Genomic DNA, 16,993 nt, shown 5'->3' on the forward strand with positions numbered 1-16,993 from the left:
CGTTCCCCGCCCTTCTATAAATGGAGACCGGCCCTCGAAAGGCCCGGTCCTTCACAATGTAAATCTAATCATTCATAAATCTGATCATTTGGCAGCGATTAGCTGCATCCACATTTGCCGCCGCTTCCGCAGCCACCTTTGGGATTTGGGTCATTACTCGGTACTTTAATGGTGGAGGATACGGCGAAGGCAATCGTCTCCGACATCTGAAACAGCATCTCGTCCAATGTTCGCTCCGCTTGCTTGAACCGCGCTACTGCTTCAAAGGACTCCAGTTCCTTTTCCAGCGCTTTTACCTGATCCTTCGCTGCATGATAGTCTGGGTGAAAGTGGCCAAACCGCTGTGTTTCCTCAAACAATTCTTTCTTGGCATTCAGCCTGCGGATGCCCTCCTGAATCTCGGGACTTGTCTCCACTTGCTGCTTCCAATATAAATAATCCGATACTTCGGCAGATTGGTTAATCATGTCACCCAGTTCATATGCGCCCGTTAACACTTGGGCCATATCGACCGTGTTTATTTCCGCTACGCTCATGAATTATTCATCCTATCTATATATAAAGTTCTACTTAACGTAGACTCCTTCATCATAGCATATCCATGAAAGGTTAAGAAGAGTTTTTCCTGTAATTGCAAGTGAGAAAGTATTCAAAATTCGGTTTTGGTTTCATTTTATCGCGTAAAGCCTTAGCTTTAGACATGTTCTGGCAGAATAAGACGCATTGTATCCCAGCCTTCAGGTGTAAATGTTCGCCATTCTGTCGTGCATACCGATTCTCCATTGTCCAGAAGGCACCAGGCCTCAAGTGTCCAGTGCTCATGTCCCTTAACGTGCTGAGGAATGAGGACGAACGTATTCTCTCCTTTTCGTACGCCGAGCTTCACTTGCCATTCGATGGCCTGCAGTGCAATCTGACGCGCCGTGGACATATGATACTTCCTCCATTCCCTGTGCCATGTCTCGGGTACATCCGCTTTTCTCAAGGACCAGGCAGGTTCATCCTGCTGAACCCCGCCCATATGAAGCAAATCGGCATTTCGACCTGCTGCCATGCCTGTCTTCATACGTCCTTGAAGTAAACCTTGCGCAGCAGAACGATAAACAAAAGAAGGCGACTTATGGATCAAATTCGATCCCACTTCTTTAACGAGACTGACAGTGTTCTGATTCTCCATCTGCGTCTGTGTTTGTGTTTGTTTTTGGGTTTGTTTCATCATCTGTGCTTCCCAATTTCTTGTCCAATCCTTCAAGGCACCCATCACATGCTCTGGCAAACTGCCATAACTATATTTCTCCAGAAATTGAACTGCCGACTGTCTCTCCTGTCCCCCTGCTATTGATTCGGCCTTCTCAACCCGCTCTTTACACAGCCGATAGATCGACATCTGATCACGTATCATTCGTTCACAGTAATGCTCCAGCCCCCAACAGACTCCAGGAGACACATCAGGGGGGACCATCACCTCAAAATCAGGCTGCACATACACTCTCGCGGATGCTTCCTCGACCTCTACCTGAGTATGATGCCGCGCAACATCCGCTTCAACGCTCCGAGTTGATCTTCGGATACCCATAAGCTCAGCCGGATTCATCAGCCAGCGAAACGCCAGCGCTCCATCTGCCGTCTCTCCAACCTCGCCAAACCCCCAGCCCGCTAAAGCCATCAGCCAGCTCTTGATTTTTGGATGGTCCTGCTCATTACTAATTCGATACCATTCATTCAACCCCCGTGTTAACAAGGCAAGCTGATAACGAAAATGCTGCATTATCGGCTCTGAGCCTCCATATCGGTCCATGCACACTTGGAAAATCTCCCGATGCATCTCTGACCATGGCAGCGAGATCCATTGCTGCAACTGCTCTTGTCTTATCTCAAATTCATTATCCGCCTGCTGCACCAAATTCAGGCAAAGCAGCATATCCAGCAGGATAACGACATGTACAGGATATAAATCAGCATGCTCATAAGCAATATTCAGGTCTTCAAAATCAGCAGAAGATAAAATCGTTAATGTGCTTAACTTCTGCACACTTCTTTTATGTATTATGCCTTTGGACGTGAGAGGTAATGCCTCCCTCTCGATCCAGGCGACCAGATGAAGCAGCTCTGCCGCTACATGCGGCTTAGCCTCACATATTACTCGCATAACAGGTTCATTCATCGCTTCAACCATAGGATTGGCATGATCAGTACAGACCAGTGTCAGCACGATGAGATGTCTTTGCGGGATATAATACGTGCATTCGCCCCAGCTTTTGTGAACCGAGCTAATCCACCGTTTACGCCGAAGCATGGCAAAGGCCTGGTTGGCTTCCGCCCCGCTTAAACCTTCCTTGGCCCACACTTCAGGAGGCAGAAGAGAAGAAAAGCTTTGACCCGCATGTTTGTGAAAAAGCAAACCTAGTACCCGCCGCTCTGCTTTTCCAAGCGCAGCCCATGATTCCAGACCGTACTCTTCTCTCGTTGGGGCTTCCTGCTCCATCTCATATTCTAAATCAGACATCACATGTTCCTCCTCCTCTGAGCGTTTAATGGATTACATCTGATTCCTGCACAATCGCATATTCGTACCCCTGCTCCACCAGAAACATCTGGCGATGAAGTGCGAACTCCTGTTCCTTGCTGTTTTCAGAAACAAGCGCATAGAAAAAGGCTTTATTCTCCTCTGCCTTGGGACGCAAAATGCGGCCTAGCCGCTGAGCCTCTTCCTGCCTTGATCCAAAGCTCCCCGAAATCTCAAGTGCAACCGCTGCATCCGGCAAATCAACAGCAAAATTGGCAACCTTGGATACAACAATCGTGCGTATATCGCCTTGACGAAAGGCAGAGAACCACTTGATTCGCTCCTGCTGGGACATCGAGCCTGAGATAAGCGGAGCATCAATTTCCCGGGCAATCATCTCCAACTGGTCGAGGTATTGACCAATGACAATTGTTGGTGCGTTGGCATGACGTTCAAGCAAACGTTTCACAACATTGATTTTGGCAGGATTTTCGGCTGCAAGCCGAAACTTATGCTTGCCCTCGGCTTGCGCATAGGTCGATCTTAATTCAGGCGACAACGGGACCCTGACCTCCTGACACTTCACCTCGGCAATCCACCCTTCCTGCTCCAGCTCTTTCCATGGCATATCGTATAATTTGGGCCCAATTAGCGAGAACACATCCTGTTCACATCCGTCTTCCCGCACAAGTGTTGCCGTCAGCCCTAAACGACGCGTTGCCTGAATGTCGGCTGTAGCCCGAAATACCGGAGCCGGCAGCAGATGCACCTCGTCATAGATGATCAGCCCCCACTTTCGCTCCTGCAAAAGGTGAATATGGCTGAACTCCGCATCCTTTGACTTGCGATGAGTCAAAATTTGATACGTTGCAACTGTCACCGACTTCACCTGTTTCTTCTGACCGGAATACTCCCCGATTTGCTCGGCGGTAATCGTTGTTTTATCCTGAATTTCCTGCATCCACTGCCGGACAGATGTCGTATTGGACGTTAAAATAAGGCATTCGCATTGCAGACGTTCCAGTACGGCTATGCCAATAACCGTTTTGCCTGCCCCGCAGGGAAGCACGAGCAGCCCGCTGCCTCCGATGCCTTCGCCGCCTGTAAAAGCATGCACCGCTTTTTCCTGATATGGACGCAGCGCAAAGCCACCATCTCGTTCTCTCCTTTGGAATGTACCTTCCGTGGATAACTCCGCATCAGAACGCCAGCCAAATGAAAGCTCACTGCCTTTCCGATAACCTGCATAGTCCAGCACCGGATAACCAAGACGTGTCAGCTCCTGCTTCAGCAATCCGCGTTTTTCCCCTGATAGCAGAAGTTCATGGGGATTGACCCGTTCCATACGAAATGCTGCAATCGACCTTATCTCGTTCAGCTCATCCAGCAGCTGTTCATCTTCACTAACCAAACGCATGCGGACATGATCCGGCTCAGCATACAGCTTTAATTTGCCATACTGGTCCATAATTCTCCGCACGTCCTGCATGAGCGCCGAAGGCACACTCCAGCGTGACACCTGCTCCAGACTGGCGATGACTTGCTCTGACGGCCAGCCTAGTGCTGCCGCATTCCACAGGGACAACGGGGTAATACGATAGGTGTGAAAGGCTGAAGGTGTTTTTACAAGCTCGGCATACATGGAGATCTGTGCTCTCGCCGCTTCATATTCAGCATGTCCCGTCTCAAGCAGCAACGTGAAATCCCGCTGAACAATACAGGCACCTGAAGGATTAAACGTCTTCACTTTTCTCTCCCTCCCTCACCATCTGCTAATATATCTCTGTTCTTCCAAAACAAAAATAAGCACCCTGTCCATACCTCGGTATGTTCAGGATGCCCAACTATAAGGTTTAAAATTCGGCTGCGTAACCTTTAACCATGGACACAAACAGCTTAACACCTGTCTGCATGGCGTCCTCGTCAAAATCAAACATCGGGTGATGATGTGGATACACTGCATTTTTCTCTGCATTGCCTGCGCCGACAAACATGAAGCACCCCGGAACCTTTTGCAAATAATACGCAAAGTCTTCTGCCGGCATCAGCATAGGAGAGTTCTGAACCCGATCCGCACCGAATGTCGCTTCAGCCTCGCGGAAGAACCGCGCTGTCTCTCGCTCATCATTCACAACAGGAGGGTAGCCCATAATGTATTTCACCTGAGTCTCTGCACCATAAGCAGCCCCAGTCTGCGCTACCATCGCAAGCACACGTTCCTTCATTGCGTTTCGAGTCTCTTCATCAAAGGTCCGCACCGTGCCGCTCAATTTGCACTGTTCGGCAATAACATTCTGCGCCGAGCCCGCTTGCATCGTACCAATCGTCAGCACAGCCGGGCGTAACGGATCAACCGAGCGGCTGACTACCGTCTGCAGCTGCATGACAAGGGCAGAGCCAGCGACTACACTATCTACTGTAGCTTGAGGCATCCCGCCGTGACCGCCTTTACCTTTGATATCAATATAAAAGTCATCGGCCGCCGCCATCATTGGTCCTGCTGTGCTTGCAACCACCCCTACAGGAATTGGCGTCCACAGATGGATTCCGTAGATAACGTCTACCCCTTCCAGCGCTCCGTCTGCGATCACTTGAACAGCACCGCCTGGAAGCAGTTCCTCAGCCGGCTGGAACAGAAAGCGAATTTCTCCCTGCACCTCCTGCCTGTGACGGCTGAAATATAGCGCCGTTCCAAGCAGCATGGAAATATGCCCATCATGACCACATGCATGCATAGCCCCAGCCTGCTGAGAAGCATATGCTACATTTTTCTCGTCCTGAATAGGCAGTGCATCCATATCCGCTCGCAACATTACAACAGGCCCTGGCCTGTCTCCACGCAGTACACCAATCACTCCATGACCGCCTACATGTCGTTGAACCTCAATACCAAAGCTCTCCAGCATATCTGCCACAAAAGAGGATGTTTTCTCCTCATGAAAGGAAACTTCAGGATTGCGATGAAGGTGACGCCGCCATTCCACCATGTGGATCTGCAGATCTTCCCACCATATATTCGTTGTCATGTAACCCCATCCTTTCGATCATTAACGGCACTTTTCACAGCCGCTAACCTTCCTCTTCAAACCTGTTGCAGTATATTGTAGCAGAATTGCATGAAATCCGATACGAAAGGCCTTTGGAAAGCTTGCACGGGAAGGTGAAACATACTATCATAAACTAGAGTAACATAAGAGAAATATACTCGGAAGCTTATGAGGAGGATCAAACGCTTATGATTTTTGAGAACACAGGCTTGGATGGCTTGAAAAGCGACTTGGCATACCTGGATGAGAGCGCCGAGAAAGTCGGATTTGTCCGGTGGCAGTGGGAATATTACCGTGCTACATATGACTACAAAATCGAAGACGAACAAACTAACTCAGAATACTTTGTACGCATTAATACGCGCGCGGTAGAAGGCAAGCTTGAGAAACCTGATACGGTTCTGGCCGTTGAAGCCGTTTATCTCGGCAAAGCCACTTTTCCGCATGGACTTGATTACGACTCTTCCGTTCCGCAGCCAGTCGTGAAGCTGGCGACCCAAAAACTACAGCAGCTCAAAGAACTGCTCGAAGCTTAGGCGGGCCATGCTATGAAACAACAAAAGGCCCAGACGAGAACGAAGAGAGGCACGCCGGATTTTCAACTGCTAATCCTCACTTTATTGTTGGTGGGCTTTGGACTGGTGATGGTATTCAGCTCCAGTTCCAGCATTGCAATTGCAAGCAAAAGTTTTAACAACGATGCCCTTTACTTCACGAAAAAACAACTTATGTGGGCGATTATCGGTCTGTTTGGTATGTTTTTTGCCATGAACATCCGCTTTAACAAGTACAAAAAGCTGTATGCTCCCTTTTTCCTGTTCACCACGGCGCTGCTGCTGCTCGTACTGATTACAGGAAAAGTGCTGAACGGTGCAAAAAGCTGGATTCATCTGTTCGGATTCAGTCTACAGCCTGCAGAATTTGCAAAAATCGCTATCATTCTTTATTTGGCTGCATTGATCACCAAAAAAGGGGAACGGTTCCGAGATTTCAAAACCGGTTATTTCCCCGTCTTAATTATCGTTGGCTTTATCGCAGGTTTGATCATGCTGCAGCCTGACTTCGGTACCTGCTTCATCCTGGTGTCCACCTGCGGTCTTGTTATTTATGCCGGTGGGGCCAGCATGAAACACATTATGGGCTCCATTCTGCTCGTAGTGCTTGGTGGAGGTCTTGCCTTTGGCGCAAATGTCCTGTTCTCCTCCATGTCTTCAAGCGCTCCCGCACTGGATTCCGCAACAACAGTAACAGCCGAACAGAACTACAAAATCGGCCGGATTCAGGCTTTCCTTGATCCATTGTCCGATATTAACGGTGGAAGTCTTAACCTCTACCGCTCTCTTGTAGCTATTGGGGACGGCGGTGTTACAGGCTCGGGACTTGGACAAGGCACCATGAAGCTGCATTATTTGCCTAACGCCTATAATGACTTTATTTTCTCTGTAATCGGAGAGGAGCTCGGCTTTATTGGCAGTGCCCTGTTCCTGCTGGTATATTTGTATTTTATCTGGCGGGGAATCATTGTCTCGCTGCGGTGTCCTGATCCGTTTGGTACACTGGTGGGTATAGGCATTATGGGACTGATCGCGATCCAGGCCTTCATCAATATCGGTGGGGTCACTCAAACGATCCCTGTAACAGGGGTTACACTTCCGTTTATCAGTTATGGGGGAACGTCACTCTTCGTCATGATGGTCGCGATGGGAATTGTGCTGAGCATCTCACGCACGAACAACCTTGAAGCCATCAAAGAAGAAAAAACCAAATCGGTGACGGTTCAAACCCGCACATCTCCCGCACTTCGTTCCCGGGACTCTATTCGCCGGGTTCGATAAGGCTGGATAAGCATAAAAAAAGACTTTGCATCAGTTGATGCAGAGTCTTTTTTATAGGGTCATCTTTTACAGGTCGTCGCCTCGGAAAGATACACCTTCGACCTTAACATTGACTTCAACGACACGTAATCCGGTCATCGTCTCTACCGCTTCTCTCACATTCTGTTGAAGCATACGTGAAACTTCATGAATCGGGGTTTCGTACAGGACGATGATGCGCAGATCAATGGCTGCTTCGAGCTGGCCGACCTCAACGCTCACGCCCTTCTGCACGTTTTTACCACTGAGACGCTTCGCCCAGCCCTCTGACAAACCTCCAGACATTGCGGCGATTCCAGGCGTTTCCATTGCAGCCATTCCAGCAATTTTCGCAACCACGTCATCGGCAATCCGGATGCTTCCGCTCTCCAATTGAAGTTGTTCTGCCATGCCACATCCTCCTTCACTTCGTTACTCGTATTTTAAATCGTTTCCACCCCAAAAAGCAAATTTAACTGAAAAAGATGCGTTTACAACCTGCCACCATTTGGTTATATTGAAATATGAAATTAATCGCATAGGTACGTTACGTCATTTTTCAAACAAAATAAGTACATAACCGAGGTGTTTTTTTGTGAGAAACCGGATTTCATCCTATTTGCTGATTGCATTTTTTGTACTCAGCGCCATCGCCCACTACATGAAATGGGATTCGATTCTGCAATTCGTTTTATCTGCCATTTCGGTTATTTTTGTCGCCGGCTTTTTAGGCAAGGCTACCGAGAATGTTGCCCATTATGCCGGACAGCGGCTGGGTGGTTTTTTGAATGCTACATTTGGCAACGCGGCTGAGCTAATCATCGCCATTTTCCTTGTCAAAGAGGGTCTGTTCGACATGGTCAAGGCCAGTCTGACCGGATCAATCATCGGGAACCTGCTGCTGGTGCTTGGACTAAGTATTTTCGCCGGTGGTCTGAAGTTTAAAATTCAGAACTATAACGTATCCCTTGCAGGCCTGAACGGCTCCTTGATGATTGTTGCCATCATCGCCCTGTTTGTTCCGGCTGTCTTCCTGAACACGCACTCCATCACACAGCGGGACACGGATACACTCAGTCTCATCGTTGCGGGATTGCTCATTGCCGCTTATATCGCCTGGCTGCTGTTCTCCATGGTTACGCATAAAAGCTACCTTGCAGATGTAACTGACGATAATGCTGAGGAACTGCCTCATGAGCATGCGCCGGAGTGGTCAAAGAAAAAATCCATCCTGTATCTCGTCATCGCAACGGTGATGGTTGCTTTTGTCAGCGAATGGCTCGTTGGCACACTGGAAGTATTCACTTCCGAGTTTGGCCTGAGCGAGTTGTTTGTCGGTGCATTCCTTGTGGCAATTATCGGGAATGCAGCTGAGCATAGCGCCGCTATCATGCTTGCAATGAAAAATAAAATCGGGGCAGCGGTGGAAATTGCGGTAGGCAGCAGCTTGCAAATCGCCTTGTTTGTCGCCCCTGTGCTTATCTTTGTCAGTTACTTTACCGGGCGCACGATGGACATCGTGTTTACCACCATTGAGCTGGTTGCGATCGGCGTGTCTGTGTTTATAGCCAAGTCGATTACACAGGACGGCTCCACCAACTGGTACGAAGGCTTGCTGCTGCTGGTCGTTTATATCATTCTGGGCGTCTCCTTCTTCCTTGTGTAATTGGACAGATGCCCTGTTCCACCGCACTGTCTCATATGAACATCTTGAGCTGACACTACTCAAAAAAGGCATCTATGGGAAACTCATTCCTGATAGATGCCTTTTTTGAATTCACATCATCCTTTTATCTCATACAAAAAAAGCATGCAACGAACATGTGCATGCCTTCTATACTGACCCGCACGACGCAGGCTATTGCTCATTCTTTTTGTTCAGTGCTTCATATAAAATGGCCAGATTCCGTTCAAGCGCGCTAACCATCTGCTTCCCTGTACCTTCTGGAAGGAGCCCTGCACGAACAGCAAAATCCACTTCCTTGGAGAACCCATACATCTGTGTATCCAATACTTCCTCATAGAGAGGGCAGTAGCGGGTAGCCAGATTCTCCATCTGTACTTCGATAAGCTTCTGTATTTTATCTGCATCTTCTTGAAGAAGACTGATTGCTTTCAGGTTCAGCTGGTCCTGCAGATCAGATGAAGTCATGCATCATTTCCCCCCTATGTCCCAAAAATCGCGTAAAGACGTTCTACATCTAATATTAGACGAAATGATGAGCTAATACAAGAACCTGACCAAAATAAGCACACAAGCTATGAGGTTCGCCTCGGCTCATTCCTCGAACTTTAATTTTAACTACTCCGAATATACATTGCGCTCTGGGTCCTTTCCCAGCGAAAGCCAAATCTTTCGAGAAACACTCTTGAAGCAGCCCGAAGGATATTTAGCTTACAGCGTTCGATATCGTCAAGATGTTCTTATGTAATTGGTTCTTGTAGTTAACTTTTATTCTACATCAGTCAGACAGGACTAGAAGATATCAAATTTCATATTACAATCCTAGGTTATGTAATATATTATTTTGTTTTTGTGAATTTTTTCTAGGCTTAATTCAATTAATCTTTATAAAAATAACAAAACCCATAAAATTATTAAATTATAATTTTGTATATTTTTAACATTATATTTTCAGTTAAAGTACATATAATACCTCCGTAACGTTATCCCTACTAAGAAGGAAGGAATTTAATTAAAACTTGACAAGCGTCCATTCATGCAACTTCTCAGGAGCAACTGCATGAATTAGAGAAGCTACAATTTGGATTTACCGCCACCGTTCAAAAATTAAGGCGACACGAGTTATACAGTTTTCAGCTGTTCTAAGACGTGTAATATGGTTTGAATGCGGACTCCATTCAGGCCCCCCAGGATGAACAATCGGAACGTAGGTTAGCCGCTTAATGAGTTCTTGAAGGCTGTGCGTGGCAATTCCTAAACCGTGAAGAAACCGGCCAAGCTCTACTATACCAGTGGCACCAATCGGAATTATGCCTACAGCCGTCATTGGCAGGACCGTTCAGAGCACAAGATATTCAGCCTCACTTTTGAGTTCTGCAAGTAATTCGCCCCCTATCAAGAGATGCGGCTCATTATCAGAGATGGCGCTGCAATGACAGAGCTTTGTTTAGCCGCCTCAGAGGTTCCTCTGACGGAGCCTGTACACACTTGAACAACAAACCAAAATAAGGAGTGTATTGAAATATGACTAACCAAGAGAAGCATTCATGTATGCTCGCCATTCTGCCGCCAGAGCTGCAAGCAGAGGCGAACCGTCTGGCCGTGGAGGAAAACCCGGATAATATGCCAAAGGATAGCTCAGATAACAAGGAATTAGCCATGATAAAGGGAAAGCGTTGGAAACCCGGCAGAACGATTAAGGTTTCCTTTATGGATGGTGATCCCGTTATACAGGCTAATGTGGAGAGACATGCTCGCGAGTGGGAGAAATATGCAAATATTCATTTCTCCTTTGTGAAGGACCCGAACGCGGAAATCCGAATTTCGTTCAAGCATGTCGGCTCGTGGTCTTTTCTCGGCACAGACTGCCTGGCCAGACCGAAAAATGAACCTACAATGAACTTCGGCTGGTTTACCCGCAACACATCGCAGGAGGAATATTCCCGCACCGTTATTCACGAATTCGGACATGCCCTAGGCTGTCCTCATGAGCATTCCAGCCCGTTATCAAATATTAAATGGAACAAGCAAGCAGTGTATGACTACTATATGGGAAAACCAAATTATTGGACGAAGGAACAAATTGATGCGAATCTATTTTTCAAATACACTTTGTCTGAAGCCTTTGCGACCCCTTTTGATCCAAAATCCATTATGGTTTACCCTATCCCCAATTCTCAAACCATGGATGATTTCGAGGTTGCTATGAACTCCCGCCTGTCTGATCAAGACAAGCAGTTTATCTCACAGATGTATCCAGATGGAAACCGGACGGAGGCAGAACCTGTACTTGCGGGCACCGGAGCAGGCAGCAAAGCCGCCCATGTCTTCACTGGAGGTGGATCCAAATGATCATCACCAAGGAGCGGACTCTGTCGCTGGTCGGTAGCCAATTCGCTGTTAGCAATACGGCTCCCTTGTCGCCGGAGGATTACCGCGATCTAGTTAAACGTCGCGCTATATCCATCCTTCATGTTACTCCCGACGAAGAGGCTTGGGCAGATAATGAGCAACTTAGAAGAGAAACGGAACAGCAGATTATTGAGAAAATCCATAAGGACAGCAATCTGCTGCCTATCGATTTTCTCAACAAGGGAGTCGAGAGGGCTAAGGCTGTATGCCGCGTTCTTACCCCCTCCGGTCTTGGCACCGGCTTTCTCATCGATCAGGGCATTATCATGACCAACCATCATGTAGTTCAGAGTGCGGAGGAGGCCAAGAACAGCTTCGTGGAGTTCGGCTATGAAGAAAATGGAACTACGCTTAAACTGAAACTAAAGCCTGAGGATCTGTTCATTACCTCTCCCATGGAAGAATTGGATTTTACAATTGTGGCCTGCGAAACCACCGGTATTGAAGCATTGAAGCCGGTCAAGCTGCTGAGAAGCCCGACAACTATCACAAGGGGAGAATATGTAAACATAATCCAGCACCCCAGTGGACGAATGAAAGAAATTGCCTTGCAGGATAACACGGTCAGCTACGTCTATGACAAAGTAATACACTATATAACAGATACGGAGCCCGGCTCATCTGGTGCGGCCGTATTTAACAATCAGTGGGAGCTGGTTGCCCTTCATCATGCAGGCTGGTATACGAACAAAGCTGAGACTGAGGCAGTTAACGAAGGAATTCGGATTTCCGCTATTGTGGCCAGGTTGGTTGCATTGACTCAAGCCGGAGACAGCACCGCTGCTCGGATTACGCAAAAGCTGGAGGGCACCTCTCCTTATCTCGGCTTTTATGATGTGGAGGGCTTGGTCGAGAATTCCCGCGATTTTGCAGAGATCGAAATTCCTTCTTATAAGGGAGACAAACGTTTTGCGGATATTGGCTTTTGGAATATAGAACATTTCAACGCCAGTGTGAGGGATCAAAGAATCAAGGATGTGGCTGGATTTGTCGCCAATATGTCTATGGATGTTCTCGGAATGGTGGAGGTGGAGGACAAGGCTCTAGACAGGCTGGTGAAGGAATTAAAAACAAAAGGCGCTTCTATGGATTACGTGTATCTTGATGCGGGAAGCGCACAGGATTTGGCTGTTCTATATGACACAACTACTACCCAAGTGGAGCTGCGGAGTGATATCAACCGCAAATATAGTAAGCTTTTAGCCTCCAGAGTGAACGATAAACCAGCATTCCCCGATAAACGGGAGCCGTTGTTTGCACTCTGTACGGTCCGGGAGGAGGGGATGGATATTCAATTTCTGATGATTGTAATTCATCTGAAGGCCATGCGTGACCAATCCAGCACGTCAAGAAGAACCTTGGCAGCCGAGACACTGGCAGTCATCATTGAGGATTTAAAGCAAACGGATGAATTCAAGAACATACCGATTATTCTGGGCGGGGACTTCAACGATGATGCAGGCAGCACGTCCTTGAAACCTATTATGAATTCCCCTTCCGTATTGACTTTAACCCATGATGATGCTGTGGCGGGGCATATCTCCTATATTAAACCACCCTGTTCTTTAATTGATCACATTGTCGTTACCAGCGATACCAAAACAGGAATTATTAGCGATGGAGTAAAAAAGGATGATGTTGCTATTGTCCGTTCTGACAAAACACTGGCGGGTTATGCCAAGAAATTTTCGGACCATGTTCCGTTGGTTCTGCGGATAGTATACAAGGATGGTCCAACTGAGAAGGCTGCACATCACCCCGCTCTTGTTCCGAGCATTGTAAGAAACGAAGCCAGTTCACTGGAAAAGTCATTGCTGAAGCTCACCCAGAACAAATTTCGGCTGGAAGAGGCTCGTAGCTATTACGATGCGGAAAAGGATCGGATAGATACGGTAAACTACTACCGCTCTATAAATCTTCAAAGCAGCGGCAGCCAGCTGTTCCGTCAACTTCACCAGTTGCTGCTTGACACACACACGAACATTTTCTCCTATTCGTCCAGCCGTCAACAGCTCTATTCGTGGGTGGATCTCCGGGAGAATGGCAACCTGCATAGTCTGTATTCAGGCAAGAACCTAGACGCCGAAGCACTGATTCGGGAGGACTACGAGACAGAGCAATTAAGAAGCCGGTTCCTCGAATCTCTGCAGCTTCACGAGAAGGATCAAGAGAATGGTCTGCTGGAAATGCTGGAGGAAAGATTCGGCTTCAATGTGGAGCATGTGGTTCCTCAATCCTGGTTCAATAAAAAAGAACCCATGAAGGGTGACCTGCACCATCTGTTTATATGCGAAAAAGAGTGTAATAGTTACAGAAGCAATATTCCTTACTATGATTTTGAGGACTATAATCCAGAAGCTTACAAGGAAACGATCCGCAACGAATGCGGCAAACGCGGCGGAGTGGAACGCTTTGAACCGGAAAGCGGAAAAGGCGAGGCGGCAAGAGCAGTCCTCTACTTCCTCCTGCGTTACCCTGGCAAGATTCAGCAGCAAAACAAACATGTAGATCTCAATTTGCTACTCGACTGGCACAAAAGACATCCAGTCAGCCTTTTTGAGAAGCACCGAAATCAAGCTATTTATCAACTCCAGGGTAACCGTAATCCGTTGATAGACTTCCCGGCTCTCGCCGGTCAAATTGTCTTTGACGAGTAATCCACAGAAACCGATTAATTAAAGCAACAACACATCTTTGAAGTTTTCATGCCCCCCCTTTTCAATCTTTGATCAAGCCCCTAACTGGTAGACATTGTAAAAATCTGCAGGCAAACGAACGTCGGTACATACCGGCGTTTGTTTGTTTAGTTCTGTTTTTATTCTTTAGTAAAGCCATCCCCTGATTATTTACCTTAAATAGCTATACAAAAATGCACCCCCATGATTTTCATCAGCTAATCCCAAAGGGTCTCCAATGTCTATCTAGGGGGCGCACTTTATATGCCCAAAGGCAATAGTGTTTCTTACAGGCTGTTATTCCGAAGCGATGTTAACATTCAGGCCATGCTTGGCAAATACTTCGGACATTGCCGCCTTCGCCTCATCAGCATCCGGGCCATGAACGTGCAGCTCATAGCTGTGTGTGCTGATCAGTGTTGTAAACAAACCCAAAATACTTTTTACATCGATATACTTGTTCTCTGAATGAAGCACGATTGAAGAAGTAAACTTGCCTGCTGTTTGAGCAATTTCTACTACAGCCGCATTATTACTCGACATAGGAATCCCTCCGTCTTTTCACTTTAGTATCATCTATTAATTACCACTACATGATACCGTGAATCCGCTTTCCTAGCAACTGCAAAATGCAGCTCCTATTTCAACTGGTCCGGATTCAAACATTCCAGCTCAGGGATGACGAAAATGCCATCTTTACGAATCAGCACATCATCAAAATAAATCTCCCCACCGCCGTAGTCCGGGCGCTGAATTAATACGAGATCCCAGTGAATGGATGAACGGTTTCCGTTATCTGTTTCTTCATATGCCTGACCAGGCGTAAAGTGCAGGCTACCTGCAATTTTTTCATCAAACAAAATATCCTTCATCGGGTGCAAAATGTGCGGGTTGAATCCGATAGCGAACTCACCGATATGGCGCGCGCCTTCATCCGAATCCAGAATTTCATTCAGACGTTTCGTATCATTGCTGGATGCCTCAACAATTTTACCATCCTTGAACGTAAATTTAATATTCTCGAACGTAATCCCGTTATACAGCGTTGGGGTATTATAACTGATCGTACCGTTCACGGAATCGCGAACAGGCGCGCTGTACACCTCGCCATCCGGGATATTTTTTTGCCCGGAGCATTTCTCTGCACCAATGTCTTTGATCGAGAAGCTCAGATCTGTTCCCGGTCCTGTAATCCGCACTTTGTCCGTGCGTTTCATGAGACTCGCAAGTGAATCCTGTGCTTTATCCATTTTCGCATAATCCAGGTTGCATACGTCAAAGTAAAAGTCTTCAAATGCTTCTGTGCTTGTATTGGCGAGTTGTGCCATGCTTGCGTTCGGATAACGAAGCACCACCCATTTCGTATGTTTGACACGTTGCTCGCTATGTACCGGATGAGAGTATAGAGCATTGTACAGCTTCATCTTTTCTTCCGGTACATCGGACAGATCGTTTACATTCTCTCCGGCACGAATACCGATGTAACACTGCATTTGTTTCATACGGTTCAGATCAATCTCTGCCCACGTTTTCATCATCTCTTCTGTAGCATGTTTGAGCATCGCACGTTGAACCGTTCGATCCGTCAATTGCACGAAAACGTTACCGCCTTTTTTGCCCACTTCCTCAATAATGGCATTCATCAGATCACGCTCTGATCCAATCATCTCAACCAATACATTTTCACCGGGCTGTACATCAACAGAATAACCGACCAGGTTTGCTGCAAGCTTCTGAATTCTAGGGTCCTTCATATGATAAATCCTCCTGTCATCTGCCATTCAATGAATTGAACAACGGTAAATTACGTTACTATTGTAGCACGCACCAGGCATCCCGTCAGCAGGCAGTCACAGGTTTTAATTTATTGATATGATTTGAAATTGACATCGGTGACCAGGGCCTCCACATTATTTCGGTTGCTGTTATCTTTATACTTCATCTGACTTTCCGAAGAAAGGCGCATGGGCAAGCTTGTTTTACGATCAACTGTAAGGTGGTACACCGTATGAACCTCCGCCTTCTCGAACATCTTCTGCATGGAAGTCTCTCCCTGCTGCCACACCTTCTGCAGCTCCTCCTCCAGTTTTCCCTGATTTGCACCTTTTACCTGGGCCGCCTTATGCATATACTCTGTCCGAATGGCATCCATCTCGTCGGTCAGCTGACTTGCTGCCCAGGCTTTGGCGTCCTCTGGCGCAAGTTCAATGCGTAATATTCGCGTTTGGCGCCCCGATCCATATTCGGATTGAATTGTTTTTTTCATCGTATCAATCTGCTCCAGTTGAGCAATAGGATTAAAACGGGATAGTGATCCACGCAATGGCTCATGCTCCGCTGCCAAGGCAGTCCATTGTCCTCTTTTCCGCTCATACGAAGCACTGAAGCCGCCTGGTTGTCCGTTATGGTTAACTGCATTCATGGAGATGCCTGAACCTGCTGCAGCTACCGAGCCAGGCAAACGGGTCTGCAGCGTCAGCCGGTCATGCTCCTCCAGCTTTCCTTGGAATTTGAACTGATTTTCAAACATTGCACTGTTTTCTCGTCGTAGTCCTGCTTCCCCTTCAAACGTCATCGTCTCCTTCCCCGCTATGCCTGATAAGGCCAAAGCAAAGATCTCTTCCGGTGTCCGATCCCGCTGGAGTATGCCACAACCCGGAACGACTGCCAGCATAACACACAAGGTTAACAACAAAGTCCGCATCGACTCACGGCTCAGCATATGCAATCCACCTTTCGGTCATTTTCTCCATAGATTGCCCCCACCGTATACACTTATACTTACAAAAAAAAGAGAGCCGACTCCGCAACGGGAA

Annotated in this window: 14 protein-coding genes; 5 read left to right on the forward strand and 9 right to left on the reverse strand. The window is 47.3% G+C overall.

What is annotated here, in order from left to right; all coding sequences use genetic code 11:
- Positions 1–98 precede the first annotated feature (98 nt).
- From IEW26_RS02555 to IEW26_RS02570, 4 genes are all read right to left on the reverse strand, one after another.
- The gene (locus IEW26_RS02555; RefSeq protein ID WP_111271068.1) at positions 99–536 is read right to left on the reverse strand and encodes a YlbF/YmcA family competence regulator; all 438 of its coding nucleotides are present in this window, start codon (positions 534–536) and stop codon (positions 99–101) included.
- 158 nt (positions 537–694) lie between these two features.
- Positions 695–2,506, reverse strand: a complete 1,812-nt coding sequence (locus IEW26_RS02560) for a hypothetical protein (RefSeq protein WP_188591173.1) — start codon at positions 2,504–2,506, stop codon at positions 695–697.
- Positions 2,507–2,531: 25 nt separating this feature from the next.
- Positions 2,532–4,253, reverse strand: a complete 1,722-nt coding sequence (locus IEW26_RS02565) for a DNA repair helicase XPB (protein WP_188591174.1) — start codon at positions 4,251–4,253, stop codon at positions 2,532–2,534.
- Positions 4,254–4,359: 106 nt separating this feature from the next.
- Positions 4,360–5,532, reverse strand: a complete 1,173-nt coding sequence (locus IEW26_RS02570; RefSeq protein WP_188591175.1) for a M20 metallopeptidase family protein — start codon at positions 5,530–5,532, stop codon at positions 4,360–4,362.
- A 209-nt stretch (positions 5,533–5,741) separates the two neighbouring features.
- On the opposite strand from IEW26_RS02570, the gene IEW26_RS02575 reads away from it, so the two are divergent.
- Both IEW26_RS02575 and ftsW read left to right on the forward strand, forming a co-directional pair.
- Entirely contained in the window at positions 5,742–6,089 is a 348-nt protein-coding gene (locus IEW26_RS02575) for a YugN family protein (protein WP_090923657.1), read from the forward strand.
- 12 nt (positions 6,090–6,101) lie between these two features.
- The gene (gene ftsW, locus IEW26_RS02580; RefSeq protein WP_188591176.1) at positions 6,102–7,388 is read left to right on the forward strand and encodes a putative lipid II flippase FtsW; all 1,287 of its coding nucleotides are present in this window, start codon (positions 6,102–6,104) and stop codon (positions 7,386–7,388) included.
- A gap of 66 nt (positions 7,389–7,454) precedes the next feature.
- Here the strand turns inward: ftsW and IEW26_RS02585 are convergent, their stop codons facing one another.
- Positions 7,455–7,817 (reverse strand): Asp23/Gls24 family envelope stress response protein, encoded by a 363-nt coding sequence (locus tag IEW26_RS02585; protein ID WP_145404004.1) that lies wholly within the window; start codon positions 7,815–7,817, stop codon positions 7,455–7,457.
- 184 nt (positions 7,818–8,001) lie between these two features.
- On the opposite strand from IEW26_RS02585, the gene cax reads away from it, so the two are divergent.
- Positions 8,002–9,072 carry a calcium/proton exchanger gene (cax, locus tag IEW26_RS02590; RefSeq protein ID WP_188591177.1) on the forward strand — a complete coding sequence of 357 codons (1,071 nt, stop codon included), beginning with the start codon at positions 8,002–8,004 and terminating at the stop codon, positions 9,070–9,072.
- 192 nt (positions 9,073–9,264) lie between these two features.
- On the opposite strand, the gene IEW26_RS02595 is transcribed toward cax, so the two are convergent.
- Positions 9,265–9,558, reverse strand: a complete 294-nt coding sequence (locus IEW26_RS02595; RefSeq protein WP_111271074.1) for an Fpa/YlaN family protein — start codon at positions 9,556–9,558, stop codon at positions 9,265–9,267.
- 1,056 nt (positions 9,559–10,614) lie between these two features.
- On the opposite strand from IEW26_RS02595, the gene IEW26_RS02600 reads away from it, so the two are divergent.
- Positions 10,615–11,442, forward strand: coding sequence for a M12 family metallopeptidase (locus IEW26_RS02600; RefSeq protein ID WP_229729618.1), 828 nt, complete (start codon positions 10,615–10,617; stop codon positions 11,440–11,442).
- A complete protein-coding gene (locus IEW26_RS02605) occupies positions 11,439–14,159 on the forward strand; it encodes an endonuclease (RefSeq protein WP_188591178.1) in 2,721 nt (906 codons plus the stop codon). The genes IEW26_RS02600 and IEW26_RS02605 overlap by 4 nt, the downstream gene beginning before the upstream one ends.
- 315 nt (positions 14,160–14,474) lie before the next feature.
- Here the strand turns inward: IEW26_RS02605 and IEW26_RS02610 are convergent, their stop codons facing one another.
- The 3 genes from IEW26_RS02610 to IEW26_RS02620 form a co-directional block, all read right to left on the reverse strand.
- A complete protein-coding gene (locus IEW26_RS02610) occupies positions 14,475–14,720 on the reverse strand; it encodes an HPr family phosphocarrier protein (protein ID WP_090923662.1) in 246 nt (81 codons plus the stop codon).
- 95 nt (positions 14,721–14,815) lie between these two features.
- Entirely contained in the window at positions 14,816–15,931 is a 1,116-nt protein-coding gene (locus IEW26_RS02615) for an aminopeptidase (RefSeq protein WP_145404006.1), read from the reverse strand.
- Between the two features lie 110 nt (positions 15,932–16,041).
- Positions 16,042–16,899 carry a hypothetical protein gene (locus tag IEW26_RS02620; protein WP_188591179.1) on the reverse strand — a complete coding sequence of 286 codons (858 nt, stop codon included), beginning with the start codon at positions 16,897–16,899 and terminating at the stop codon, positions 16,042–16,044.
- Between the last annotated feature and the right edge of the window lie 94 nt (positions 16,900–16,993).

Source organism: Paenibacillus silvae, assembly GCF_014639235.1.
GTDB lineage: Bacteria > Bacillota > Bacilli > Paenibacillales > Paenibacillaceae > Paenibacillus > Paenibacillus silvae.